Source organism: Fimbriimonas sp. LA-C6 (genome assembly GCF_055398105.1).
On the sequence record NZ_AP038796.1, the window covers coordinates 3879353 to 3904162 of the forward strand.

Sequence of the window (24810 nt, forward strand, 5' to 3'; positions counted from 1 at the left end):
GGATTGTTACTCAGCTGGCGGTGCGGTAGGTGTTTCGCCCGGCTCATCGGTGCGAGTAACGACGATGGTGTAGTTCGATGCCACGACCGCAACTGCCGCCACAGCTGCCCAAAGTGGGAGGAGTAGAGCACCAATAAGGCCAGCGTTCACCGGGATTTCAAAGACGGTCTTTCCCTCGCTATCTTTGATCACGATGTGCTGGACGTTGCCCTCGTGGATCAAACGCTTGATTTCGTCTACCAGTTGCTCTCCGGAGACGCGAACCTCTTCAATAATTCCCATAGACCCTATTCTCGCACAATTGGTCAGTGGGTCCGGGACCATTCTTCAAGGCTGACGGGAGCAAGGTACTTGAAGGGAACGATGGGGACGTTTCTTAACAGGAAGAAGCCAATAAAGGTTGCTGCGATGATCTTGCCGTAGCGTCCCTTCGGTCCCACCCAATCAATCCCTTTTCCAGCAATCACAAATTTCGTTAGGGAAGTGATCAGGCAGAGAAAGAAAAGGATCGTAAGCACGTTCATGCGGATGGATCCCAGCACGTCACCATGGCTTAAGAGAATAAGTGCGCGAGTGCCTCCACAACCGGGACAGTTGAGGTGAGTCACATCGTGAAACACGCATCGCGGCCCATACTTTGCCAGGAGACTCACGTTGTCACGACACAGCCATAACGCGGAGGGAACTACCACAAGTAGAATGCCCGCAAGGATTCGCTTGCTGAGCATCCTACCATCAGTAGTTCCCCTCAAATTCATTCGGGCTTAGCGTTGGCCTTGGCTTGCAAGCATGGCCTGCAAGGCTAGCGAGATCAGGTTGAGTACAAGCCCGATACCGATTGACCAGTTCGCCCATTTATCTGCCGTGTCGGCGGCTGCTTGTGCGCCCTGATAATCACCGGCAGCCTGAAGCGAGCTGACTTTAGACGAATGAATAATCGCCACAATTCCACCTATAAGGCAGCAGCAAAGGGTACAGAAAATCGCTTTGGGCAAGTGGTTATTGATGGGTGCCTGGTTGAAATTGCCCCGTGGGTATTGGGCATTGGGGCCATAAGGATTCTGCGCGTAGGGACCCTCTGCACTCTGGTTGTAAGGACCAGGTTGAGAAACACCCGAAGGGGCACTGGTAGGAGTTGGGAACAGGCCAGGTACTTGGCTAGCCTGAACCGTCGCGCCCGTTGCTACATCTTCCAGCGTAGTCGTTGGAACAATTCGCTGCTCCGATACCCACTGCCGAAGACCGTCCAATTCTACTGGTCCGTACTTCGCACCATCGTTACCGTATACGTAATATGCCATTGGTCAAGAATTCCCGCTCAAGAATCGATGGCTGAGTGTACTTGGGTGATTTAGCAATGTCAACAAATTGGGACCCTCCAACGAAAACGCCTTGCCCAACGTCTATTGCGTATCGTGGAGAAAACGGGGAGAACGGGTGCATACGGATGGATAGCGACCATTGGTGTCGCTGTGACGTTGGCTACATTCGGATTGGGTGTTTTTGCTTTAACGAAGGTTCAAGAGAAGCGGGAAACGAAAGAAGCTGAGCGGCTGTTAGTGCAGTACAAAGCCGCTGGGTTGCCCTGGGTTGCAAGCGATCTCACTGGGCCCATAGTCCCACTCAAAGAGAACGCCGCAGTCGAAATTCAGAAGGCAGTTGTGTTGGTGAAGAAGTTCAAGCTTTCCAACCAAGAGAAGCATTGGGGGGAACTAGCTGCTCAAGGTGATTCGCTAGGGCTGCTCTCGGACATGAAGGCCTACGATGAGATTTTTCAGTTGGCCAGTGAAGCTTCCAAGAAGCCAAAATTAGCCTTCAAACGAGACTGGGATCTTGGACCAAACGTTCTCTTTCCTGAATTCGCTGACGAGAAGACAATCGTTAAGGCGCTTTGTTACCGAGCGGTGGCCAGAGCAAAAACTCACGATACCAATGGGGCATTGCAAGACCTGGAATCAGCACAAAAGATCAGTTGCATGATTGGCCAGGACCCCACTGTCATTGGCATGTTGGTTCAGGTTGCCTGCCATGCCATCACTATGGTGAGCGTCGAGCAATGTGCATCTGAGTTTCAGCATGACCCCGTGGCTCTGCAAAAATTGATCACCATCCTTTCTCTTCCCGGCTCATCACCTGACATTTCCCGTGCCATGCGAGGTGAGTGGTATATGTCATTGGCTCTTAGTCGGAACTTGAAGCGATTTAAGGAAGGAAATGCAGGCAAAATCCTCGATTCGTTGGAAGGCAGAAAGGATACGATTACTTCAGAAAATGCAGTGCGGGATGGAATCCCTTCTGATTCAAAGGGACGACGATTCGCGACCCGGAGTTTTCATATTGCGATCGAGTCCGACTCCCTCCTGCGGTCCCTCAAAGATAGTCCCCAGTTGATCTCGAATCGACTGGATACAATTTCTCAAACGTGGACGAAGCAAATCCCAATTAGCAAGGAGCTAGATGGAATTGAGCTGGCGGGGTCGGAGCATTGGACCAAAGCTGTAGTCACTTGCAACGCACAAAACGTGTCGATGCGGGCACTCCTAACGGCGCTGATCCAGCAGACAAAGACCGGCAAGTTGCCAGTGAGTATCGCCGAGATCCCCGGAAAGTGGATCGATCCGTATACGGCTAGCCCTCTTATGGTGAGGAAGAAAGATCGTACTCTCCGGATCTATAGCGTGGGACCAAACCTTAGCGATGATGGAGGAATTACTCAAACGGAAGCAAACCGGGCGAGTGAATCGTCCACGGATAATTTCGACGTTGCTGCCTGCTTCCCGCCGCGACCACGATCTAAGAAGTTCGGCCGTTAGCGCCGTACTCGTTTGAGTGTTCGATAGACATAGGCAAGAACTTCTGCAACGGCTTGGAACATCTCTGTCGGAACAAAATCTCCCACCTCACACTGTTTGTACAAGGCACGTGCAAGAGGTGGGTTAGGAACGATGGGCACCTCGTGCTTCTTCGCTTCTTCTCGGATTCGAGCCGCCATGAGGTCCACACCTTTCGCAACCACCTGAGGTGCGTGCATCTTTCCATGCTCGTATTTCACGGCGATGGCAAAGTGTGTTGGGTTCGTGATGATCGCGTCAGCCGTTTTTACAGCAGCCATCATACGGTTGCGATTCATCTTTCGGCGACGCTGGGCTCGGGCCATTTTGACTTCGGGCGATGACTCCGCTTCCTTCATTTCCCGCTTCACTTCTTCCTTGGTCATTCGCAGCTGTTTGTCAACCTGTTTGCGCTGCATGAAGTAGTCGACGGCCGCGAGCGCTCCCCAGGCCATGATGATCCGAAGAGCCATCGCCCTTGCGATCTCACCGAGGATGGACATCCCTCCAACAGGTGAAACACGGTCAAGTCCGTTCAATCTGTCCCAGTTGGCCATGATCACCTGATAGGCCATCAACCCAAAAACGAGACTCTTGAAGAGAGCTTTCCCGACCTCAAAGAGCGACCTTGAAGAGAGAAGGCGCTTCAACCCGCTCATCGGATTGATCTTAGAAAACGAAGGAACCATTGCCTCGGCGCTAATGACAAAACCGACTTGGGCAAAATTGGCTGTCACACCGACCACCATCGCAATCACGATAAGACCGAGGCTGCCAGGAATCACCGGCTTTGCGACATTCATGAGGTGATTGCCTAATGTCGCCATCGACAGGCTTGTCGGAAAACCGGAACGCGTATAACGGAGTGACTCAATCGACCCACTACCGATGCTCGAGATCGCCCATGGCGCAGCCATCATTGCTGCGATAAGCACCAACGCACTGACTAAGTCGTTCGACTTTGCGACGGTTCCTTTTTTGCGGGCTTCGGTGCGCCGCTTAAATGTCGCTTCTTCTGTCTTCTCTTGGCCTTGCTCGCTCATGATTACATCTTAAACAGAGGCATCAGCGATCGGATGGATGCCTCAACCAGGTGGGACACAGCTCCCACAACAGTAGGCAGGCCCACTGCGACGACGATGAGCGCAATCCCGATCTTCGCGGGCGCACCCACTTGGGTTGCCTGAAACTGGGGAACGGCTTTGCTAATCAAGCCAAGAGCCGCATCGACCAAAAAACCGACACCCATCACGGGTGCGGCTATTTGAAGGGCAGTCATGAAGCAATGACTGACCAGCCCAACGTAGCTCGTCTCGGCGCCGCCAATAGTTGGCACAGCGTTATAGCTGCGCACAAATGCCTGAAGCAGGATGTGGTGACCGTTAGCGCTCAAAAAGACCACGAGGCCGAGCATGTACTTGAACTGACTTAGAACGCTCGTTTGGATTCCGTTGATTGGGTTGAGGGACTGGCTCATGCTCAGCCCAGACTGCATGTCCATCAGACTGCCCGCAAACTCCAAGGTCTGCATCGCCAGATTAACGAAACTTCCCAAGAGCACCCCAGCGAACGCCTCAACAGCAACCGCTTCAATCAAGCTGATGAGATCGGTAGGCAAGGGGCCAAGTTTTGGCTGAACGGTGGCTGTTAGGGCAGCTGAAATAGACAGAGTTGTAAGGATTCGTACTTGTACAGGCGAGTTCTGTGCGCCAAATACAGGAGATGTCAGCATCATTCCAGAACATCGTACAAATACCAGCAGGAAGCCAAAGAACACTTGCAGGTCTGAAAACATCGTGATTCTCCGTTAGCCGCCATGCCCGATGTACGAGATGCGTTGAAAGCACAGCAGAAGGAATCCGACCACTTGAGTAAGCATCCAGTTGCCCAGCACGGTCATGACAACAGCCGTACCCACAAGTTTCGGAATGAAGGTCAAAGTCATTTCTTGGACCTGTGTAAGCGCTTGGAAGATGCTCACCAACAGCCCGAAGAAGAGACAGACCGCCAATACAGGAAGCAGGACCATGATCGCGACCTGCGTGCCCTGACGAGCGATGTCGAGCGCGAGTCCTTGTTCCATTATCGATACCCCGCTAAGATTGCTTGGATCAGGTTAGACCAGCCGTCTGCAAGAACGAACACTAGAATCTTTGCAGGCAACGAGACCACAACGGGAGGGAGCATCATCATGCCCATGCTCATCAAGGTGCTTGCCACGATGAGGTCGATAATGAGGAACGGGATGAAGATGTAAAACCCGATGATGAAGGCCGTTTTAAGTTCGCTGATGATGAAGGCCGGTATCAAGGTAAAGAGGCTAAGTTCTTCCTTGTTCTTGGGCTTCTCTTTGCGCATATCCAGGAACAGTCTCAGGTCGCTCTGGTAGGTGGACTTAAGCATGAAATCTCGAATCGGTGGCGTTGCAGCAGCAATGGCTTGCTTGGTATCCATCTTCCCGGACGACATAGGGATGAGAACTTCTTTATTGATCCGCTCATACGTTGGCGTCATGACGTAAGCGGTGAGGAAGAGGCTTAGGCCAATCAGAACCTGGTTCGGCGGAATCGATGGAGTGCCGAGGGCGCTGCGAACAAAGCTGAAAATGATCACGATACGTGTAAACGCCGTGGTCAGCAGAAGGATGGCTGGTGCGAGGCTCAACACCGTGAGCATCATCAAAATCTGCAGCGATGTCGCGACGTCTTTTTTCTGTCCAGAGCCACCGATATCGATGCTTACCTTCGGGATGCTGAGGTCCTGAGCAGCTGCCCAGCCAACTAAGCAGATCAGTAAAACTACCAGGGTCAGACGCAAATAGAGTGAGCGGTTCATGTTCAGGTCCTCAAAATTAGCCGACGAGCTGGCGTAAGCGTTCCAGAGCTTGGGCGACTTCAGGAGTAGCAGTAGGTGTTGTTTCAACCTCGGCTACAGCATATTCAGGGGAGGATTCGAGCACCTTTTCGAAGTCGATCGATTCAGGCTGCGGGCTTGTCTCAGTCAGATCGGCCAGACAACTGACCCCAGTTGTACCAACGCTCAGCAGGAGGGTTTTTCCTCTGGCATTGATGATATGAAGGCTTCCTCCCGCAAAATTTGCAGACTCTTCAATCCGAATTCCCCCACCCAATTTCGTAACGAGCTTGTTTCCAAACTTGTTCATCATCTTGGGAAGGATCCACTTGACCGCAGCTAGTACGATTACTAGGGCGACAATCATTTGGAGAATGGGAGCACCGCCACCGCTTGACTCCGTGACCGGAGCGACAGGATTGGTCTTTGTACCAAAGAGTCCTTCCGTTGGCCCCGCATAGCTCATTAGTGGTGAAGCTATGAGCAGTAGGGAAGCGAGCTTTCTCACGCCGCATCTCCCATGCGGCCGAACTGACCATGGGGGTTCAGAATCTCAGTGATTCGAACTCCGAAGTTATCTTCAATGACAACCACTTCGCCGCGAGCGACAAGACGACCATTGACCATGACGTCAACAGGTTCGCCCGCAGCCTTGTCAATCTCGACAATCGATCCGCTGCCGAGCTCTACAACTTCTTTGACGAGCATCTTCACTCGCCCAAGTTCAACACTAATTTCGAGTGGGACATCCATAAGGATGTCGAGTCCGTTGCTATCCATGGATGGGTTAAATGCCTTCGGAGGAGCGGCGAAGCCGCCTCCGATTCCGCTTGCAGGCGCGGCGCTTGCAGCTGGACTTGAGAGCTGCTCAAATGGCATGGCGCTCTCGGTCTCAACGAGTGATATACCCATCACGTGGTGGAGAGTCTCTGTATCCATCAACCAGTAGATGTCAGAACCTTCGCCACCGCCTTCCAGTTTGAGAGACACACGGGCGATCTCATCTACGTTTTGTAGGTTGACTGGAAAAGCGAACGATTGAAAACGAATGCTAAGCCCACTCGCGACAATGGTTTCGTTCTTGAGGTTGCCAATTGCCAAGCACAGGCCTTGAACAACTGCTTCCATTTGTGGCCGAAGTTCTCCAACCACGGATTCGTCTAACTCTTCAGGAGCCTTACCGTTGATCAGTTCATACAGATCAGCAATGGTGTCCGAAAGAAGAAGAACGACCTGTGGGTTGTCTTGTTGATTGGCAAAAGCAAACTGAATCACCATCATCGGCTCGTTTAACGCGCCGTAAAGATCAGAGGTCTTTACAGACTCGGTAACGGGCGTGATGAAGTTGACCAGTTGGTTAGCGGACTCACTAACCGTCATAGAAACCGACTGCCAGACCTGGGTCTGAGCATCGGCTAACTTCGTGATGACATCTGCGGGGATCTTAGCCATTATTCCTCGATAGCATCTGTTACGGCGAAGACCATCTGCTTCCCTTGAAGCGCAGGCTTGCCATAAAACTTGGGAACGTTGCCAACAAGCAACGGTAACTCATGTGCGACCTTCTGGTTTAGGCGGATAACATCGCCAGGTCGGAGCTGAGTGAATTCGTCGAATGAAAGAGTTGCTTGTCCGAGGCGTACAGTGCACACCACCGATGACTTGTTCACTTGGAACGTTAAGAGTCTCTTGGCAGCAGGACTGTGCTTTCGGCTGGAGCTAACAAACCACTTTTGCGCGCTGAGCTTGGTGGTGATGGGTTTGAGAACCAAGTAGGGAATACAAAGGCTCATCGCGCTCCGCTGATTGCCAACCTTCACTTCGAACAGGATCGTCACCACAATGTCGTTGGGAGGTGCAATCTGCACGAACTGACTACTGGTTTCCATGCCTTCAATGCCTGGATTGACAATGACAATCCCTTCCCAAGCATTCTTCAGCGATTGGAACATGCGCTCAATGGTCTGTCGAACCAGCGGCTTTTCAATGTCAGTGAGGTTGGAGCGATTGACAGCTTTGCCAGGTCCGCCCAGCATTCGGTCAATCATCGTAAAAATGAGGCCAAATTCGATTTCAAGTACTGCCTGCCCAGTGAGTGGAGGCAGTGACATGATCGTGAAAACGCTCTGGTTAATACTTCGCAGATACTCTTCGTAGGGCACCTGCTCCAGGGAGATGAGGTCCATAGAGACCGGTGCTCGGAGGTAAGCAGAAAGCGAAGAACTTGCAAGACGTGCGAACGTCTCGTGAAGCATTTGCAAGGTCCGCAACTGGTCCTTGCTGAACTTGTCTGGCCTTCGGAAATCGTAGATTTCGTAAGCGATAGTAGTCCGTGCAGGAGGATTGCGTCTCGGTGGAACAAACGGCTTGCCGCCACCAGCAGCTCCCGCCCCGCCCGCTGAAGCAGCCGGAGCTCCACCACCCGCTGGTGCAGCGGGCGCTGGAGAGCTGTCGCCACCGAGCGAACTCAGTAGCGCTTCAATTTCAGACTGCGAAAGAATGTCCGACACGTTTGTTCCTGGACCCACACCTGTGTTGGGCTATCAGTTGACATATCGGTCGTTTCTGGAATCTCTTTAGCCTTCCATACCTAAAAACCTAACAATTGGCTTGAGGATTGGTTACTGAGTCGCGAGCGTCATAAATCGGACTTTTAAGACAGGGCCGGTTTTACTATCCCAGTCGTCCATGCTCTTTTCTTTATCTTTCTTTTCGCCCTTGGGGTCTTCGTGAGCCGTGACTTTACCGACGCGCTTCGGTTCCTTTTCCTTCTTCTCTTCCTTTCCTTCTTCTTCCAACGGTCCCTCGAGTGCCGTATTGATTGCCTCTGCAATTCTGCGCTTGAGTTCTGGCCGGTAGGCGGTGTTGTTGATCTTCTGAGGAGTGGTGGAATTGAGTGTGGTCAAAATCGCGTCTCTGACATCTCCAAGATTGGCAGTGAACTTCGCTTCCTCAAACCCCTTTTTCAGACAGAGAGCAATTTTCGTCCGAATGTAGACGTTTGGGTTCGCGGTGTTCGTGAGAAACTCTTCCATCTCGGTCTCTTTTTCGGCGAGCTCGATCTTGGGCTTCTCCTTTTCTTTGCCACCCTTGCCTTTCATCATGAAAAAGCCACCGCCCGCGAGAACGAGGGCTACGATAATGATAGGTAACTTGCCTTTTTTCTTTTTAGGCTCTTCAGCTGCTGGAGCGTCTGACATAGTGGATCAACCTTGGCAGCGGATCTGCCAATAGGTTTATTCCAGGTTGGTCCGAAAATATCACGTATCAATCTTAGGTTTTTAGATTTCATGTCCTCGCCACTTCAAAGCTCGTTCACGCATATGGAAGGGAACATGCGCCACAATGACCAAAGCGATGAACGATGTCGACGCACTCAAGCGCCAAGCCCTAGCAGAAATCCAGGCTGCAAGCTCCACGACCGACCTCAAAGAGATCCAAGCTCGTTTTGTAGGCAAGAGCGGTTCGATCATGTCCCTCATGAAGACCTTGGGACAAATTCAGGATGTCGATCAAAAGAAGGCGTTTGGCAAGGCGATTAACGACGCAAAAGCAGACGTAGAGTCGGCGCTTACTGAGCGCGGAGAAGCCCTGAAGTCTGTGGAGAGCGCAGCAAGATTTGAGGCTGAGAGAATCGACGTCACCATGCCTGGCCGAGCCTCTAGAGTGGGTTACGAACATATCCTCCAGCAGACGACCAACAAGATCAAGCGGGTGCTAGGAGGCCTCGGATTTCAATACCAAGAAAGCCCTGAGCTTGAGTTGTTCAAGTACAACTTCGATGCACTGAACTACCCGCCTGATCATCCTGCAATGGATGATCAAGACACTTTCTATATAGATGACGACCATGTCTTGAGAACGCAATGCACCGCACTACAAGGCCGCGTTTTCGAGAACACCAAACCACCGCTGAGGGTATTCACGGTAGGAAGAACCTACAGAAACGAGGCAGTAGACCGTACCCACTCCCATACCTTCCACCAAGTCGACTGCTTTATGATCGATGAGGGAGTCTCAATGGCGAACCTCAAAGGAACGCTCGGACTATTTGCAAGAGCGATGTTCGGACCAGAAGTGACGGTAAGGTTCCGCCCTGACTTCTTCCCCTTTGTCGAGCCCGGAGTGGACTACGCCATCTCGTCGCCTAAACTCTTTGGTGGTAGATGGGTAGAGTTGGGAGGCGCGGGCTTAATCCATCCAAATATCCTGGAACGGTACGGAATCGACACCGAACGATACAGTGGCTTCGCCTTTGGACTGGGTGTTGAGCGCATCCCGATGATGGCGTATGGTGTGGATGACCTCCGCGGGTTCCTAGAAAACGACCTAAGATTCCTTGAGCAGTTTCGCGGCGAACCGGTGATCGGTTAGCTGTCGATCTTCTGAAGCTTGTAGCCGTAGCCTCGAACTGTGTGAATGTAAACGGGATGCGCCGGATCGACCTCGATCTTCTGGCGCAGTCGGTATACAAACACATCGAGGCTATTGCTATTGAACTCCATGTCGTAACCCCACACTTTCTCGAACAGGATTTCACGACTAAGCGCACGACCAACGTTATGTGACATATAAGCCAGAAGGTCAAACTCTTTGGTGGTAAGGCCAGCGGGTTTACCGGCAACAAAGGCATCGCGAGACTCATGATCAATGGCGATTACGCCTAGTTCTGTCTTTTCAACTTTCTCCGTCGTTTCCTCTTGGTATTCGGTGGCACGGCGCAGATGCGCACGCACACGCGCAACCAACTCGGCTGGTTCAAAGGGCTTCGTCAAATAGTCGTCCGCACCCACTTCAAGCCCGATCACTTTGTCCATAGCATCCGTTCGAGCGGTCAACATAAGGACCGGAAAACGCCACTTTGATCGAATCCGACGACAAAAGCTGATGCCATCTGTCGCGGGTAAACCCAGATCGAGAATCATCAGGTCGGGAGCTTTTTCGACAATCGAAATCAACCCATCTTCCGCAGAGCCCGCGGTCTCCACTTCGTAGCCGTTTCCTACGAGAAGCCTCTTCAGGTTTTCCAGTAGGAAGCGGTCATCGTCAACAAGAAGAATTCTATTCGCCATAGTCAAAACTCCGAAGATGTGCGGGCAAGCTGATCGTAAAAGTAGAACCTTCTCCAGGCTTTGAGCGCACCTCGATCCGACCGCCGTGATCGTGTACGATGCGTTTGCAGCTATACAAACCAAGCCCGAAACCCTCTTGCCGCGTAGACTGGAACGGTTCGAAGAGCCGGTTCATGTCCTTGTCCGAAATACCGATGCCCGTGTCCGAGATTTCGATCTGCACGCTGTCGTGATCGTTTCGAGTACCGATCGTAAGCTTGCCACCGCCAGTGTGCATGGCTTGCACGGCATTGAGAACAAGATTTACAAGCAGATGTTCCACCTGACTCGGATCTCCCATGACTTGGGCAAGGTCATGCGTTGGCTCAAAAGAAACATCAATGTGAGTGATCGCAAGTTGAGAAGATGTCAGAGAGAGCACTCTACTAATGAGTGCGTCGATGTCGATTAATTCATGCTCCAGGAGGCGCGGGCGGGCATAGGAAAGAAGTCGGTGCGATAGCACGGTGAAGCGATCAAGTTGACTTCGGACGGCAGCCAGTGTATGAGCAGGTAGGTCCGAATGAAAACTCAGCTCCATGGAAAGAGAACTGAGAATGTTTCGAATATCGTGTGCAGTCGTACCCGCCAGCGTGCCAACGATCCGCAGCTTTTCACTCTGAACCAGTTGCTCTTGAGTGGTCCTCAGCTCTTGGTTCGTTGCAGAAAGCCTATCTCGCAGATCGTAGGTAGCCACCAGCGACATGGTCTGATCGATGATCGCCTTTAAGTGAGTGTGTTGGTGTCGATCCGAGAGGTCTGGCAAAGACTGTCGCCCCAGAGCGACCAACAACCTGCGACCGGACGGGATCGATTGAAGCTCATACCCAAGAACATCCGCACCGAGCAACTCCGCGAGGTGGCTGCCTTCCGCCTCTCGGATCTGGAGTTGCCCTTGAGGAGAGTGGAAAATTGGATCAGAGGCCGATTGCATAAAGACCGTCGATGCCGATTCGAGATGCTGTGCCAGAAATTGACCATGCCAGTCTTTTCCATCATCAGAAAGTAGGATTGCAGCGGATCGATACCCTAGGAGGTTCTGAAGCAGGCGAAGATGATGCTTAACTGCCGCTTCCAGGTTGGGGAAGCTATTGAGAACTTCATACCCCTCGTTCATGGCCTTGAGCACTTCTTGAGTCGAACGGAGTTGCTCACGCTGAATCTTCATCACCAGTCGTTGCTGTTCGAGGTGCTTTTCCCTTGCTATTTCTGCACTGGCACGCATGGCTAACAGCGACAGAAAACGCTCATCCTCCGAGTCAAGGATCTCATTGGTCCGATCATCGCAGAAACTGAGCACGCCGATGGGTCTCCCGTGACTATCGTGGAAAGGCGCTCCAGCGAACCGGTGGCCTTGTTCGTTTTGGATCAGCACCGTCTGGTTGAGGTGTATCGCCTGCCGGGCTCCATGCTCCATAAGTGGACTCGGCATCGGCCACTCGCTCGACTCTTTGGCGACAAGCTTCTCGGAATCCAAGACATAGAGGATTGCGGCAGCGCCGTTGTAGAGCAGTGAGGTGGATTGAACAATGGACCAGTACACGTCACCTGGATTGCTCGAAAAGAGCAAAGCAACCTGACTAAGCGAAGCCTGCATGCGTCTCAACCGCACTTCACGGGTGATGTCGAGGAATGTCCAGAGCCTCCCAATCACAACACCAGCCGCGTCAAAAACAGGACCTGCAAACCTTCGAATCATCGTCGCGGGTTGCGTCAAGAGCTCTAGTTCATCTTCCTGAGTTGCACGGGGATCGTCGTAGATGACTTCCAGATTTGAGAGCCAAGTTTCCTTGTCTGCGATAAGTGGGAAAACCATCTCCCGTAGCTCTTCAACCTCGGCACGGACCGCGTCAGAAATGGACAGTTGGAAAATTTCGCCAAAGCGCCGGTTACATGCAATGGTAGTGTGATCCAGTGCTGTGAGAAGAAAACCGTAGTCGCTTGCAGCCATGACCGCTTGGAGCAAAGGAAGCGTGTCCTCTACAGCGGTAGCCCGAATCGCAATATCGCCCCGGATTAGGGGTTCAGGCCGGTATTGATCTGGCATAAGTGTCTCGTTCGTAATAGTGTATATGGTTACTAAGCTTGATGTCCGTTTGTTTGCTCAATTCTGAACGCCAGATGAACGCTGTAAAAGTTGGCGACTTTTGGAAAATTTGAGGATTCATTCGCCGTTCAGATGAATGTCAAGTGTCGCTCAGGTCGCAGAGGTTCTATCTCCTTGTAAGCACGCAGTCGAACAAAAACGACCGCGTTCACAGAGGACAGAACAATGAAAACACGAAACATCTCGAAGCTCGTTATCGCAACCGTGCTTGGAACTACAATCGCCGCAGGCTTTGCTGCGCAGGCGTCGCTTGATGGCAACCCGATGGTTGGCGGACACGCGATGATGAAGTCCAAGAATATCGTGGAGAACGCGGTCAACTCAGAGGATCACACCACACTCGTCGCTGCCGTGAAAGCTGCAGGCTTGGTCGAAGTACTCCAGGGTAAAGGACCTTTCACCGTTTTCGCACCCACAAACGATGCATTCAAGGCTCTTCCAGACGGCACCGTCGAAACACTTCTAAAGCCCGAAAATAAGGCGACCCTCACGAAAGTCTTGACCTACCACGTAGTTCCAGGTCGGATGGACAGCAAGGCGCTTCGACGAGCAATCATGGACGGAAAGGGCATGGCTTCCCTCAAGACAGCAAGCGGAGAGACTCTCACCGCTATGATGAATGGCCCAGCAAACATCGTTCTCAAGGATTCCAAGGGAACTATTGCGCAGATCAGCACTTACGATGTGTATCAGTCGAACGGTGTGATCCACGTGATCAACAAAGTTCTTCTGCCTTAAGCAAACAAAGGGTTCGCCGAAAGACGGCGAACCCGCAAAGGACTGGAGCAAATGAAAGTTGGATTCAAGCTATCGATTGTTGGCTGCCTTTTGTTGGCAGGTCTGAGCGTTGCTCAAAGCACGCATAACTATGGCGGCGTGACGGTCAAGGTTTTAGAGAAGGCCCCGACCCCCAAAGTGACCAAGACGGATGCCCAGTGGCATAAGGTGCTAAGTAAGGCCGAGTATTTCATCCTCCGAGAAAAGGGGACGGAAGAGGCATATACAGGCAAGTATTGGGACGCCCACCAAGCAGGCGTATTCGTATGCGCTGCTACGGGAGTGCCCTTGTTTAGTTCAGCCGATAAGTTCGACTCGGGCACCGGTTGGCCCAGCTTCACAAGGCCGATCAAGAACGACGCGGTGCTCTACATTCACGACAAGAGCTACGGCATGGACCGTATCGAAGTTGTCGATGCACTGAGTGGTTCTCATCTAGGCCACGTGTTCATGGATGGACCAAAACCGACTGGCCTTCGGTTCTGTATGAACTCAGGCGCCTTAAGATTTATTCCCAAAAAGAAAATCAAGTAAACGATGAACTCTTCATTTGGGCTGCACAAAGGCGTGCGGCTCATTTTTTGTGTATGCACGTTAGCTAGGATGGAACCCGTTTTCCAACTGAAGACAGTAAACTCTAGCTTCGATGAAGTTCCCCCACTCGATGCTCCTTGACCTGGTCAACACAGACCTCACTGCAGAACAGGTTGGCGACCTGCTCACGATGGCAGGCTTTGAGTTGGAGGGCATCGAAGAGGTAGACGGTGACTCGGTGCTCGATATCAAGGTGATGAGCAACCGCGGTGATGGTCTTTCAGTGTTTGGCCTAGCGCGAGAGGTTCTTGCCAAGGATTCGAAGGCCGAGCCAACAGAACTCTACAACCGAGCAGCCAACCGGTTTGAGTCAGATGCCGTTCCAGGTGAGCCAAACCCCGTCACGGTAACCATTGAGACAACCGACTGCACTCGCTACGCATGCCGTCTGTTCAAGAATGTAACCAATGGAGAGTCGCCTGAGTGGATGCAAAAACGGCTCAATCAAGCCGGGATGCGCCCGATCTCTCTCTTGGTAGACATCACGAATTACGTTCTCTTAGAGGTCGGACAGCCACTCCACGCGTTCGACTTTGACAAGCTTGTGGGTGGGAAAATTATCGTTCGCAAGGCACGTGTAGGCGAGAAACTTACAACCCTCAATGGCGTTGAGCACGAACTCCGCGAGGATCAGATGATGATCTGCGATGCCGAGCGCCCCGTAGCCGCAGCAGGCATCATGGGCGGCCTTGAGACGGAGGTCGACGAGAACACCAAGAACGTTCTGCTCGAATCGGCTCACTTCCTCAACACAAGTGTTCGCCGAACACGAAAGCAGCTTGGACTGAACACCGAAGCCTCCTACCGATTTGAGAGAAGCGTGGACCCAGCAGGCGTAGTAGCAGCAATCGAGCGGTTCACCGAACTCCTTGGACAAGCTGGTTCGGAGATCGTCGACGTCTATCCCGATCCACGCGGGCGAGAGGCCATCAGCGTGCGTGTAGATCGTGCCCGTACCCTCTTGGGGATGGATATTCGAGAGCTGGAAGCGGAGAGGTACTTCCGCCGACTGGGTATGAACCCGGTTGGTCATGGCGACCCATTCTTCGTAATCCCTCCTACCTGGCGCCCCGACCTAGTGCGAGAGATCGACCTGATCGAAGAGCTCGGGCGAGTCCACGGTTACGACAGAATTCCTGAGCAACTGCCTGCCGGTGTGACAACCCAAGGCGGCCCGCAGGGTGAGCTTTTGCAAGTAGACCTTCTTCGGGAGGCGGCAGTGAGAGCAGGCTTCATCCAAATCATCAGCCACTCCTTGCGTGACTTGCACGCACTCGATTTCAGCAAGGAACACCGCGTTGGCCCCCGCGCACCTGCTTCACCGGACATGGCCTACCTGCGAGACAGCTTGCTGCCGAGCCTCGCGGATGCGACTCAACGAAACGGTGCGAAGAATATCCACTTGTTTGAGATCGGCAAAGTGTTCTCTGAGCACGGAGGCTATGAAGAGCACACGGAGATCGCTTTCATCAGCACGGGTGAACTTGTCCCCGCAAGCCGAAAGGGAGAAGTCGTTCCCGTGGCCGACTTCTTTAGTCTCAAGGGTTCCTTAGAGGCTGTCGCCCTAGCCGCGTCCATCAATCTGGCGATCGTCCCAGCCGAAACAGCCGATGTTCGATTGCACCCTACCCGTCAGGCACAGCTTATTGCAGGCGGAAAGAAAGTGGGCGTGATTGGACAGATTCACCCAGACATCGCGGCAGATCTGAAGCTCCCGGTCGCAACATTCCTAGCATCCATGCACGTTCCCAATGCTCTTTCTTCAGGTGCGAAGGAACTGAACCTTAAAACGATCAGCCGTAATCCAGCCGTAGGCCGGGACATCGCTCTTCTGATCGACAAAAGCGTTCCGTACTCCCATGTGGAAGAAGCTATCAAGGTAGCCGGCGGCGAGGTTCTAGAAAAGCAGTGGCTCTTCGATGTATTCGATGGGCAAGGAATTCCAGAAGGGAAGCACTCCTTGGGCATTGGGCTTCAGTTCCGTAAAGTTGGCGGCAACTTTACGGATGAGGAAGCGAACCAGGTGCGGGAGCAGATCGTTTCGGAGCTTGTAAAGTTGGGCGGCTCCACGCGATAGCCACTAATTCAGTTGCCACTTTGCCGATGGCGAGCACGAGAATCGTGCGAAGCGCCATCGGCCAATAGTGGTAGTGCTCGAACAATTTCACCCAAGCCATAGGTAGGAAGGCCAGGCTAGACATTCCCCAACCCGCAAGTCCCAAAATCCAGGCTCGACGTAGCTGGTAAGCCGTCGTTAGGTTAGTAGCCCACTGAAGCACGGCCAAATAGGCCTTCACGTCGAATAGAAGTTGAGCCGCAGACATCACGCTCAGCATCGGCCAAGTGCCAATGGCCGGAAAGATGTAGTCGGCAAGGTCCAGCCAGACTCCAGGCCCGAAACGCAACTGCTGCTTTTGATAGCCAGAAGTGGTGTGGGGCAAAACTTGATAGCGCAAAGCCAGAGAGCCAATCAGCAGTCCCCAGAACGCACCTTGCCACGCCCACGATGGACGATAGCCCATGCAGCGCATCGAAACGGCTACAGCGAGCAGACAGGACGGCAACATAACTGCCTGCTCATAGCTTCCCAGTGCGAGCGCGGTAAACAAAACACTAGCGATTGCCCAGGGCCAGCCCGCTTTAGGGGTTTCGGCAATCTTGGTTGTTCGCGTCGCAGGCGGAGTGAGTGGAGTTGGCTCTTCAGGCGCTGAAAATGCCAGCCCCTTTAACCGCTCCGAACGTGCGTAAGCAGCAAGTGCAGCCAACGCGAAAATCGTCATCACACTCGCCGTACGTCCCGGAAGCCAAGCGATCATGCGTGAGTAAAGCGACTTGATGCCAAAGAGTTCGGACGTGAAGAAGAACAGCACCAGAACGGCAGGAAGGTACTGCTTGACGTTTTTCCCGTGCCGATAGATGCCTACTGCCAGTGTCGCCCAAGTGACGATCGATAGACCGTCGAAGATCCAGTTCGGAAGTCCAACGTGCCATGCAGCAAACAGTGCCGCACCGGAGGCAGAGAGAAAAGGACTCCTGGTGAACTCCCGCAAGAACCAGAACAGCATCACCACGCACACAATGCAGATCAGAGCATTGGTAAGGCCATATCCTGCTGCGTTGTTGCCGTACAGCCGGTTATCCATCTCAAACGCCAAGGTCGAGATGGGGCGGTAGAAGTGGTTCTCCAAAGGCCAGTCGCCGGTAAACCAACTTAAAGGGTTTCCCCTGCGCCGAATGGCGTCCAACAAGACAGACGTGTCGCTGTCAAGGAGCAGACTTGAAGTCGTGGCCCGCCTCAAATAGAGAGGAACACACGCAACGAGGACCGTAACAAGGGCGACGATCCAGCGTTTCACGGAAACATTATGTCTTGATTTGTTTCTTGCAGGTTAGGTGCATGCAGCAAGCAAGCCGCGACGTATGAGATTATGTTAGTTAGAGGAAATTCATGTCTCGATTGATCAACCGCACATTTCGAATAGCATCACTCTGTGGTCTCGCTCTCATCGCATCAGTGGCCAATGCTCAAAACACCGGCTTGGAAGCTTGGGTAGGGAAAAAAGCACCATCATTCGTGCTCACAGATACAAACGGCAAGAAGCACACCAACGCAAGCCTCAAGGGCAAAGTAGTCCTGCTCGACTTCTGGGCTACTTGGTGCGTGCCATGCATGGCTGCTTCGCCTACCATGCAGAAGCTACACTCCACATACGCGAGCAAGGGCTTGGTCGTGGTGGGTGCAGACACCTTCGAACAAACCGATCCAAAAGGGAAGAGCAATGCCGTAGCCTACAAAAAGAAGCACAGCTATTCCTATACGTTTGCCTACGCAAACGACGAACTTGCGAACAAACTGAAGATCAGCGTTATCCCAGCTTTCGTGCTAATCGATAAGAAAGGGATCGTTCGAAATGTATGGACTGGACTCCCCCGTGACGGAGGCGCTCCAAAGCTGAAGAGTGTTCTTGAAGGTCCTATCAAATCTCTCCTATCTAAGTAAACTCACTAAGTAACTCGTGTGGCTTCCAGATGCTTTGCATTTGGAAGCCTTTTTCATGACTGACTACCGCAAATATCACAAGATAGTAACATGTATTTATATCAGATGAATAAGTAACTTTTTGGGTCTTTATCTATATAATATAGTCTGCTTGCCAGCTTGAGATCCAAGTGGAAACTCGGAATCAAGTAGGCGCGTGATAATGGGAGCAATTGTGTTCCCCAATAAGACGAGAAATTTGTCGAGTCAAAGACTCGGCCTTAATCTCAAAGAGGTGATTAAGAATGGTTTTAAGTAGATTGTTGCTAACTCGAAGCGTATTCGTGGCAGCTGTGCTAGTTGGTGCTGTTGGAGCCAATGCCCAATCGATCATCAACGGTTCGTTATCGAATTTCGATGTCTGGAACTATACCGGCATAACGGCAAACGATTTCGAACTGAACATGACAGGCGTGACTCCGGGGCAAATCACAGGTTTGTACAAAGGTGACTATCCAAATGCATCAGTAACAGGCAATGGTGCACCTACCACGGTCACCTGGACCGGGGGCTCCACCCCATCCGGCGGAAAGTCACACTTTGGTGTTGCCTTCGGAGGAGTCGACCTTGACATGATGCCCTCCAGCGTCAGCTACTCATGGACGCGCAATGGCCAGGTCATTGGAGTTCTCCCACCAAGCTGGCAACACTGGGTTTGTCTCAACGGCATGATGGTCCGGCGCGATGTCATCCGCAACATGGGACAGGATGTGATGTTTGTACAGAGACGAGGAATCGTTGTCCAACAAGCATCCATGGACTTGTCAGACCTCATCCGTGGAGGAACACTCTGGAACACGGCCACCATCATCGACACCTCCCCAATAATGATCGCTGGTGGAAGCGACCTCACCTACGACTTCAACGTTCCTGGAGGATCTGACCAATGGGCCGTCATGATGTACGACGTCGTGAACGCAAACGGTCAGATTCAGGCGACCTTCTTGAATGGCGTCAACTGCGTTCCTGAGCCTGCTTCCATGGCAGCCTTAGGAATTGGTCTTGCTGGCGTGCTCACGCGCCGAAGACGGAAAGCGTAAGCGCCATGCTTCAAAGGAGGTGGCATGAGCCGCCTCCTTTAATTTGATAACTTTGGGGTCACAACAACCGACGGGCCGGTTGGTTTGATCAATGCCCAAGCCCCCTTCCGCTGGACCACCTTTGCGCCCGTCAGTGTGCCCTTGCCAAGCGGAAGCCAGAAACTCTTCTGCTGTAGATAAGCTGGAACCTGCACCTGGAACTTCTCAGGCTCTTCTGCCGCAGTCACAATCGCATCCGGGTAGTCCTTGGCAGAAGTCGACCCCATCAGGATGAGTGATCGTGAAAACACCTTATGGGGAAGCAACGTGGCGGCGTACATAACGAGCCCGATGTAAGCATCCATCGCCTTCTTAGACGCACTACCCAGCAACTGAGCGTTGGGACCCTCGACAGCTGCCTTCGCTACAAGCGGATCCACGTTCGTACGCAGCCATTTTTGCAAGTCCGATTGCGGTACCCCCATCGTGTCCTCCGGAGGCAGTGCTTCTGAGGCGTATTTCAGAAAGACCCTCTCACCCAGATATCCATTAGCCCAATACTCTGGTTCATCAAAACCACCCACCGCCGGTATCGAGGCGTGGCCATACTCGTGGGCCACTTCTCGGGCCATTTCGACTGGATTTGAAAAGCTCCCGACTTCGTAGATGTAAATCGTATTAACCTTGCGTCGCTCACGTGAGTCAGGGTCAACATCAATCAATTGCTCACCTCCAGCTGCGCCTCCCTGGCAGAGGTAAACCTCCACAACCCGGCGCCCATATTCGGAAGAGTGATCCAATCCCAACTGGGTGTAGTTGTAGTTCCACAGTCGGAGCAACATACGCCCGACCTTGGGAGCGAGTTCGAAGCTGGTCTTTTCGTCTTGACTATAAATCTGGAAACGAGGACTCAAGCCGTTGGGAGTATCCGCTTCAATAGTGCTCCGCCATCCAAACTCCCAACGGTGGACCGGCTCTCCAAATTTCCTCGGACTGAGCTTTGGAGAAGAGAGTTTGCTCGCCGAGACCTGGACAACACCGAGCCGATTTCCGGACTTATCCAGAACCTCGATGTCGTTCCTAATAATCAGAGCGGCGAGCAAAACGGCAACCATCTTAGTGAAGTACGTGTTCGGTCAGCCAGCGTTCCGCATCAATCGCTGCCATGCAGCCCGAACCTGCGGCTGTAATGGCTTGACGATAAACACTGTCCGCAACATCCCCGCTCGCGAAAACGCCTTCAACGTTCGTGCGCGTGCTGCCGGGCTGGATCTGAAGATATCCGACGCTATCCATGTCAAGAACGCCTTGGAATAGCTCTGAGTTAGGCTTGTGACCAATCGCGATGAACACGCCATCAAGAGCTAGTTCCTGCAAATCGCCGGAGATGAGGTTCTTCAACCGCACACCCGTCACACGCTTATGAGGCTCATGGATGCCAAGAATCTCCTCTAGACCCGTGTTCCAAATGACCTCAATCTTGGGGTGCCCCATGACGCGGTCTTGCATGACTTTGCTAGCCCGAAATTCGTCCCGACGGTGAATAACGTAAACCTTGGCCGCATGCTTCGTCAGATAGTGAGCCTCTTCCATCGCAGTATCACCGCCTCCCACGACAGCTACAACCTTATTCCTGAAGAAGAAGCCATCACATGTTGCACAAGCGCTGACGCCAAAGCCACCGAAAGTGACTTCAGACTCAAGGCCGAGCCATTTGGCGCTCGCCCCCGTAGAGATGATCACACTGTGGGCCATGTGAACAGTATCACCCGTCCAAATCCGGAACGGTCGTTCGCTAAAATCGACTTTGGTGACGACCGTGTGCTCCACCTTGGCACCAAACCGTTCTGCCTGCTTCTGGAAAAGCTCCATCATTTCAGGTCCCATGATGCCGTCCGGGAATCCCGGATAGTTCTCGACATCCGTCGTGATGGTGAGCTGCCCGCCTGGCTGCAAGCCCGCAAATACGATCGGGTCCAGGTTTGCACGTCCTGCATAAAGAGCAGCGGTATAGCCGGCAGGTCCGGAGCCGATGATAGCGACGTTGTGAATCATAGTTCTAATAACGATGTTACCAGCGCATCGTTCCACGCTTGTGGACCGTCTCTAGCTCAAGAATGTCTGAAAGCGAATCTACGACGTCCCCTAGTGTCTACGATCACATAGCGCTCATGGTGGATCAAATTGCGTCGGTTTCATGGCAGAAGTTAGGTCTTCAGCCTGATATAATCACTGGCAAGATCAATCCAAACCTCGCAGAGGCGAAGGTAGCGATTGATGTGACTGCACATCTTGCAAGCATCATCGAAAAGGAACTTGATGATAGCGACAAGAGGCGTATCCAGGGATTGGTTACGGATTTGAGAATGAACTTCGTTCAGAAAAGCAAGGAGGCCGGAAATTGAGACTACAAACCACGACCAATCGGTCAGCACGAGCTTCACGAAGCACTCTTGAGCTGGTGAACTCATGGGTCAATCGACTCAGAATTGCACGAAAAGACCATGCCGACGCCGTAGAAAGGGCGCGGCTAGCCGCATCGGGTCCCACTGTGCAAGAGAGACAGCAAGAGTTAATTGGATTTTATGATCGCTACGAGGAGTTAGTTGAGACTCTGTGCGATGCAGCCCAATTTGGTCCTACACCAAAACTTGAGAAGAGCTACGCGGACCAGCGGGCATGGATGAAACAAGAATATTCGAAGGTCCGACCATTTCTTGGAGCCTATCTTCGATACGTCCAAGAGGAAGACTCCTCCGTCCAAGGTGAAGGATACTCGGATGCATTCGAAGCCCTCGTCTGCAATTGCGATCTCGCTTCGTTCCTGCAAACGGATGACGGACATATGATCTCGCGCATCACAAGGACCCGAGAAGCTCTCAACATGTACGGTGAGCATCTCCGCCAACTTGCGGCGCGAGCTGCATGACCAAGTCGTTCCGAAACGCCGATCTGGCGCAGCTCACCGCTCTCTACAACGAGTTCGTGCCAGATCGCTTTCAGATCAGCGAAGATGTGTTCTCCTGGGCGACGGTTGAGTCCCAGCTGTTCGATTGGGGTGCATCTCAGATCCAGTACGACATTTCCGGCAAACCCGAAGCATTCGTAGCGTTCAAACGCTCTGCTGGAGGAACGCTTTACCAGGGACCAGATCCCGACCAAAGCCATCTTACGATCCTCGCATACAAAGATCCAAACGTTGCAGTAGATCTCATGCGGGACTCAAAACACTGCCTCAGAGACCGAGGCGTTACCAAGCTTGTTTTCGGGCAGGATTCACGCCACATCTTCCCAGGCTGCCCAACCGATTTCCCAGCTCTTCGCGATTACCTGATGATTGGTGGTTTCGAGGAAAGCGGCGAGTTCTTCGACCTCGAACGGAACCTCTCAACCTACGCGAACAGTCACCCACTGCCTCAGGGCGACGAGTTCCGTCCGCTAACCACCAGCGACCTGCCCGCACTCGACGAGTTCTTCCTGAGAGAGTTTCCCCAGCGATGGCGCTATGACGTCCAGGCCAAGATCGAGGCAGAGAATAATCCAGGAATCGTGTTTGGGCTTTTTCACGGCACAAAATGCGACGGATTCGCATTGCTCCAGTGGGATGGCTGCAAAACCCCCATCGGCGGAGCCGTCTGGAATCGCTCACTCGGAGCCCAGTGGGGAAGTCTTGGGCCCATTGGCGTCAGCCAATCGCTCCGCGGCAAAGGCAGCGGAAACGCACTCCTCGGATGCGCACTCGAGCACCTCAAGACTCTTGGAGTTCAAAACTGCATCATCGATTGGACCGTTTTGGACAGATTCTACGGCGGACATGGCTTCCAAATCTCTCGTAGATACCATTCGATGGCCCTCCAGCTATAGTCCCGGATACCCTATGGTCTGAAGCCCCAGCAGTCACAATAAGGAATAAGGATGTCACCCACACAATCCGTCGGAGCCAAGAAAAGAGTCGTCATTTTAGGGGGTGGTTTTGGAGGTGCCTTTGCCGCCAAAAAGCTTGGCAAGCTCTTAAGTCCGTCCGACTACGAGATCACCCTGATTGACAGGAACAACTATCTACTCTTCTACCCATTGCTCGTGGAAGCAGGCGTCGGTTCCATCGAAGCGCGACATGTGGTAGTCCCGATTCGAAAGTTTCTCCCGAGAATCGATCTGCGAATGGCAGAGGCGATGGAAGTGGACACGCAAGCCCAAACCATCGGCTATCGAGTCAACGGCTCAAAGGTAATCGAACAGGTCCACTACGACGAGCTGATCATCTCGCTCGGCTCGGTCAATCGCAAACTCCCGATCCCTGGCTTGGTAGAGCACGGATTTGAGCTAAAGACACTGGTAGACGCAATCGGCCTCCGTGACCGGGCAATTCGGCAACTCGAACTTGCCAACACCATCTCCGATCCTGAGCACCGAAAAGCGTTGCTGACATACATCGTCATCGGCGCAAACTTCACCGGGATTGAGCTTGCAGGTGAATACCATTCCTTCCTCATGGAGGCCGCCAAATCGTACTGCAACGTTCGAGAAGACGAAATCAGAATGATTGTGTTCGAGCACGGCGACCGCATCCTCCATGCGACAAACGAGTCTCTAGCCAAGTGGGCGGCCGACACACTTACAAAGCGAGGAGTTGAGATTCGAACCTTCGCTTCGGTCACAGAAGTTGGCGAAGACTATGCGATTGACGAAGACGGACTGAGAATCCCCTGTAACACCGTTATCTGCGCCGCTGGCGTGGCTCCCAATCCACTTCTTCCAAAGATCTCAAACCTCCCGCTCAACAAGTTCGGCTACATCGAATGCGATAGAGACATGAGCGTGAAGGGCTTCACCAACGTCTGGGCTGTCGGCGACTGTGCAACGATTCTGAACGAGGAAGGTAAGCCATACCCGCCCACTGCCCAAAACGCCAGCCGCCAAGGTCCACTGGTTGCGAAGAACATTCTGGCAAAGAAGAACGGACAACCGACGCAGCCGTACAAATTTAACGAACTCGGAGCCTTTGCGGCGATTGGTCGCCGACAAGCAGCGGCGCACATTCTAAAGAGGAACGTCACAGGATTCCTCGGTTGGTTCCTGTATCGCAGCGTTTACTTGCTCAAGATGCCGACGCTCGTGACCAAGCTCAGATTAATGGTCGACTGGACCATGGAACTATTCTTCGGTACAGAGCCTGTCCAGATCGGAATCCACCGTAGCGGAAACTCCCAATACCATGGCGTGCCAGAGCTACTTCCAACTTCGTCGCTGCCGTCAACAGAAAGCGACTCAACGCCAGTTCACTAGCCTTCAAGCTTGTCTTTGAACTTGGCGCGCTTGGTCGCTTCAGAAGCACTCAGGCGCATGAAGTATCGGAAGCCAACAATGACCACCACTGCCACGATGCCCGCAATCCCGATGATCAGAAAAGGAAGCTGCTGTTGATCGACGTTTGTGCCTAACATTTCTAACTCTATCTCTAGGGTACCGAATAGGAGAA

General features: G+C 52.7%; 28 protein-coding genes. 11 read left to right on the forward strand and 17 right to left on the reverse strand.

Annotated elements, in window-relative coordinates; translation table 11 throughout:
- Positions 1 to 6: 6 nt before the first annotated feature.
- The 3 genes from ACZ51B_RS17890 to ACZ51B_RS17900 all read right to left on the reverse strand — a co-directional run bounded on the left by ACZ51B_RS17890 (position 7) and on the right by ACZ51B_RS17900 (position 1301).
- Entirely contained in the window at positions 7 to 282 is a 276-nt protein-coding gene (locus ACZ51B_RS17890; protein ID WP_464294702.1) for a DUF4342 domain-containing protein, read from the reverse strand.
- 23 nt (positions 283 to 305) lie between these two features.
- Positions 306 to 653 carry a DUF2752 domain-containing protein gene (locus tag ACZ51B_RS17895; RefSeq protein ID WP_464294703.1) on the reverse strand — a complete coding sequence of 116 codons (348 nt, stop codon included), beginning with the start codon at positions 651 to 653 and terminating at the stop codon, positions 306 to 308.
- A 111-nt stretch (positions 654 to 764) separates the two neighbouring features.
- Positions 765 to 1301, reverse strand: a complete 537-nt coding sequence (locus ACZ51B_RS17900) for a CD225/dispanin family protein (RefSeq protein WP_464294704.1) — start codon at positions 1299 to 1301, stop codon at positions 765 to 767.
- Positions 1302 to 1472: 171 nt separating this feature from the next.
- Between ACZ51B_RS17900 and ACZ51B_RS17905 the strand changes: the two genes are divergently transcribed.
- Positions 1473 to 2813, forward strand: coding sequence for a hypothetical protein (locus tag ACZ51B_RS17905; RefSeq protein WP_464294705.1), 1341 nt, complete (start codon positions 1473 to 1475; stop codon positions 2811 to 2813).
- Here ACZ51B_RS17905 and flhB read toward each other — a convergent pair.
- The 8 genes from flhB to ACZ51B_RS17945 all read right to left on the reverse strand — a co-directional run bounded on the left by flhB (position 2810) and on the right by ACZ51B_RS17945 (position 8884).
- Positions 2810 to 3874 (reverse strand): flagellar biosynthesis protein FlhB, encoded by a 1065-nt coding sequence (gene flhB / locus ACZ51B_RS17910; protein ID WP_464294706.1) that lies wholly within the window; start codon positions 3872 to 3874, stop codon positions 2810 to 2812. The genes ACZ51B_RS17905 and flhB overlap by 4 nt on opposite strands.
- A gap of 2 nt (positions 3875 to 3876) precedes the next feature.
- Entirely contained in the window at positions 3877 to 4626 is a 750-nt protein-coding gene (locus ACZ51B_RS17915; RefSeq protein ID WP_464294707.1) for a flagellar biosynthetic protein FliR, read from the reverse strand.
- A 12-nt stretch (positions 4627 to 4638) separates the two neighbouring features.
- The gene (locus ACZ51B_RS17920) at positions 4639 to 4914 is read right to left on the reverse strand and encodes a flagellar biosynthetic protein FliQ (RefSeq protein WP_464294708.1); all 276 of its coding nucleotides are present in this window, start codon (positions 4912 to 4914) and stop codon (positions 4639 to 4641) included.
- Complete coding sequence (fliP, locus tag ACZ51B_RS17925) at positions 4914 to 5753, reverse strand: flagellar type III secretion system pore protein FliP (RefSeq protein WP_464294709.1); 840 nt, start codon at positions 5751 to 5753, stop codon at positions 4914 to 4916. Before fliP ends, ACZ51B_RS17920 begins: the two co-directional genes overlap by 1 nt.
- The gene (locus tag ACZ51B_RS17930; RefSeq protein WP_464294710.1) at positions 5683 to 6192 is read right to left on the reverse strand and encodes a hypothetical protein; all 510 of its coding nucleotides are present in this window, start codon (positions 6190 to 6192) and stop codon (positions 5683 to 5685) included. Before ACZ51B_RS17930 ends, fliP begins: the two co-directional genes overlap by 71 nt.
- Positions 6189 to 7136 carry a flagellar motor switch protein FliN gene (gene fliN / locus ACZ51B_RS17935; protein ID WP_464294711.1) on the reverse strand — a complete coding sequence of 316 codons (948 nt, stop codon included), beginning with the start codon at positions 7134 to 7136 and terminating at the stop codon, positions 6189 to 6191. Before fliN ends, ACZ51B_RS17930 begins: the two co-directional genes overlap by 4 nt.
- A complete protein-coding gene (gene fliM, locus ACZ51B_RS17940; RefSeq protein WP_464294712.1) occupies positions 7136 to 8194 on the reverse strand; it encodes a flagellar motor switch protein FliM in 1059 nt (352 codons plus the stop codon). The genes fliN and fliM overlap by 1 nt, the downstream gene beginning before the upstream one ends.
- A gap of 111 nt (positions 8195 to 8305) precedes the next feature.
- On the reverse strand, positions 8306 to 8884 hold the full coding sequence (locus tag ACZ51B_RS17945; RefSeq protein ID WP_464294713.1) for a flagellar basal body-associated FliL family protein: 579 nt from the start codon (positions 8882 to 8884) through the stop codon (positions 8306 to 8308).
- Positions 8885 to 9029: 145 nt separating this feature from the next.
- On the opposite strand from ACZ51B_RS17945, the gene pheS reads away from it, so the two are divergent.
- Positions 9030 to 10058 carry a phenylalanine--tRNA ligase subunit alpha gene (gene pheS, locus ACZ51B_RS17950; protein WP_464294714.1) on the forward strand — a complete coding sequence of 343 codons (1029 nt, stop codon included), beginning with the start codon at positions 9030 to 9032 and terminating at the stop codon, positions 10056 to 10058.
- Here pheS and ACZ51B_RS17955 read toward each other — a convergent pair.
- Positions 10055 to 10756, reverse strand: a complete 702-nt coding sequence (locus ACZ51B_RS17955; RefSeq protein WP_464294715.1) for a response regulator transcription factor — start codon at positions 10754 to 10756, stop codon at positions 10055 to 10057. The genes pheS and ACZ51B_RS17955 overlap by 4 nt on opposite strands.
- Complete coding sequence (locus ACZ51B_RS17960; RefSeq protein WP_464294716.1) at positions 10746 to 12842, reverse strand: PAS domain-containing sensor histidine kinase; 2097 nt, start codon at positions 12840 to 12842, stop codon at positions 10746 to 10748. The genes ACZ51B_RS17955 and ACZ51B_RS17960 overlap by 11 nt, the downstream gene beginning before the upstream one ends.
- Positions 12843 to 13067: 225 nt before the next feature.
- Between ACZ51B_RS17960 and ACZ51B_RS17965 the strand changes: the two genes are divergently transcribed.
- From ACZ51B_RS17965 to pheT, 3 genes are all read left to right on the forward strand, one after another.
- Positions 13068 to 13640 carry a fasciclin domain-containing protein gene (locus ACZ51B_RS17965; protein WP_464294717.1) on the forward strand — a complete coding sequence of 191 codons (573 nt, stop codon included), beginning with the start codon at positions 13068 to 13070 and terminating at the stop codon, positions 13638 to 13640.
- Between the two features lie 51 nt (positions 13641 to 13691).
- The gene (gene msrB, locus ACZ51B_RS17970) at positions 13692 to 14213 is read left to right on the forward strand and encodes a peptide-methionine (R)-S-oxide reductase MsrB (protein WP_464294718.1); all 522 of its coding nucleotides are present in this window, start codon (positions 13692 to 13694) and stop codon (positions 14211 to 14213) included.
- Positions 14214 to 14325: 112 nt separating this feature from the next.
- A complete protein-coding gene (gene pheT / locus ACZ51B_RS17975) occupies positions 14326 to 16350 on the forward strand; it encodes a phenylalanine--tRNA ligase subunit beta (protein ID WP_464294719.1) in 2025 nt (674 codons plus the stop codon).
- Here pheT and ACZ51B_RS17980 read toward each other — a convergent pair.
- Positions 16274 to 17629: a hypothetical protein gene (locus ACZ51B_RS17980; protein WP_464294720.1), complete on the reverse strand. Its 1356-nt coding sequence runs from the start codon at positions 17627 to 17629 to the stop codon at positions 16274 to 16276. The genes pheT and ACZ51B_RS17980 overlap by 77 nt on opposite strands.
- Positions 17630 to 17721: 92 nt before the next feature.
- Between ACZ51B_RS17980 and ACZ51B_RS17985 the strand changes: the two genes are divergently transcribed.
- On the forward strand, positions 17722 to 18273 hold the full coding sequence (locus ACZ51B_RS17985) for a TlpA family protein disulfide reductase (protein WP_464294721.1): 552 nt from the start codon (positions 17722 to 17724) through the stop codon (positions 18271 to 18273).
- A 284-nt stretch (positions 18274 to 18557) separates the two neighbouring features.
- Complete coding sequence (locus ACZ51B_RS17990) at positions 18558 to 19352, forward strand: PEP-CTERM sorting domain-containing protein (RefSeq protein ID WP_464294722.1); 795 nt, start codon at positions 18558 to 18560, stop codon at positions 19350 to 19352.
- Positions 19353 to 19390: 38 nt separating this feature from the next.
- On the opposite strand, the gene ACZ51B_RS17995 is transcribed toward ACZ51B_RS17990, so the two are convergent.
- Both ACZ51B_RS17995 and trxB read right to left on the reverse strand, forming a co-directional pair.
- Positions 19391 to 20446 carry a hypothetical protein gene (locus ACZ51B_RS17995; protein ID WP_464294723.1) on the reverse strand — a complete coding sequence of 352 codons (1056 nt, stop codon included), beginning with the start codon at positions 20444 to 20446 and terminating at the stop codon, positions 19391 to 19393.
- 1 nt (position 20447) lies between these two features.
- Positions 20448 to 21386, reverse strand: coding sequence for a thioredoxin-disulfide reductase (gene trxB, locus ACZ51B_RS18000; protein ID WP_464294724.1), 939 nt, complete (start codon positions 21384 to 21386; stop codon positions 20448 to 20450).
- Between the two features lie 62 nt (positions 21387 to 21448).
- On the opposite strand from trxB, the gene ACZ51B_RS18005 reads away from it, so the two are divergent.
- Genes ACZ51B_RS18005 through ACZ51B_RS18020 form a run of 4 tightly spaced genes read left to right on the forward strand, consistent with a single transcriptional unit; the run spans position 21449 to position 24617 of the window.
- On the forward strand, positions 21449 to 21736 hold the full coding sequence (locus tag ACZ51B_RS18005) for a DUF1844 domain-containing protein (RefSeq protein WP_464294725.1): 288 nt from the start codon (positions 21449 to 21451) through the stop codon (positions 21734 to 21736).
- Positions 21733 to 22260 (forward strand): hypothetical protein, encoded by a 528-nt coding sequence (locus ACZ51B_RS18010; RefSeq protein WP_464294726.1) that lies wholly within the window; start codon positions 21733 to 21735, stop codon positions 22258 to 22260. The genes ACZ51B_RS18005 and ACZ51B_RS18010 overlap by 4 nt, the downstream gene beginning before the upstream one ends.
- Positions 22257 to 23195 carry a GNAT family N-acetyltransferase gene (locus ACZ51B_RS18015; protein WP_464294727.1) on the forward strand — a complete coding sequence of 313 codons (939 nt, stop codon included), beginning with the start codon at positions 22257 to 22259 and terminating at the stop codon, positions 23193 to 23195. The genes ACZ51B_RS18010 and ACZ51B_RS18015 overlap by 4 nt, the downstream gene beginning before the upstream one ends.
- Positions 23196 to 23246: 51 nt before the next feature.
- Entirely contained in the window at positions 23247 to 24617 is a 1371-nt protein-coding gene (locus tag ACZ51B_RS18020; RefSeq protein WP_464294728.1) for an NAD(P)/FAD-dependent oxidoreductase, read from the forward strand.
- Here ACZ51B_RS18020 and ACZ51B_RS18025 read toward each other — a convergent pair.
- On the reverse strand, positions 24614 to 24775 hold the full coding sequence (locus tag ACZ51B_RS18025; protein ID WP_464294729.1) for a hypothetical protein: 162 nt from the start codon (positions 24773 to 24775) through the stop codon (positions 24614 to 24616). The genes ACZ51B_RS18020 and ACZ51B_RS18025 overlap by 4 nt on opposite strands.
- Positions 24776 to 24810 lie beyond the last annotated feature (35 nt).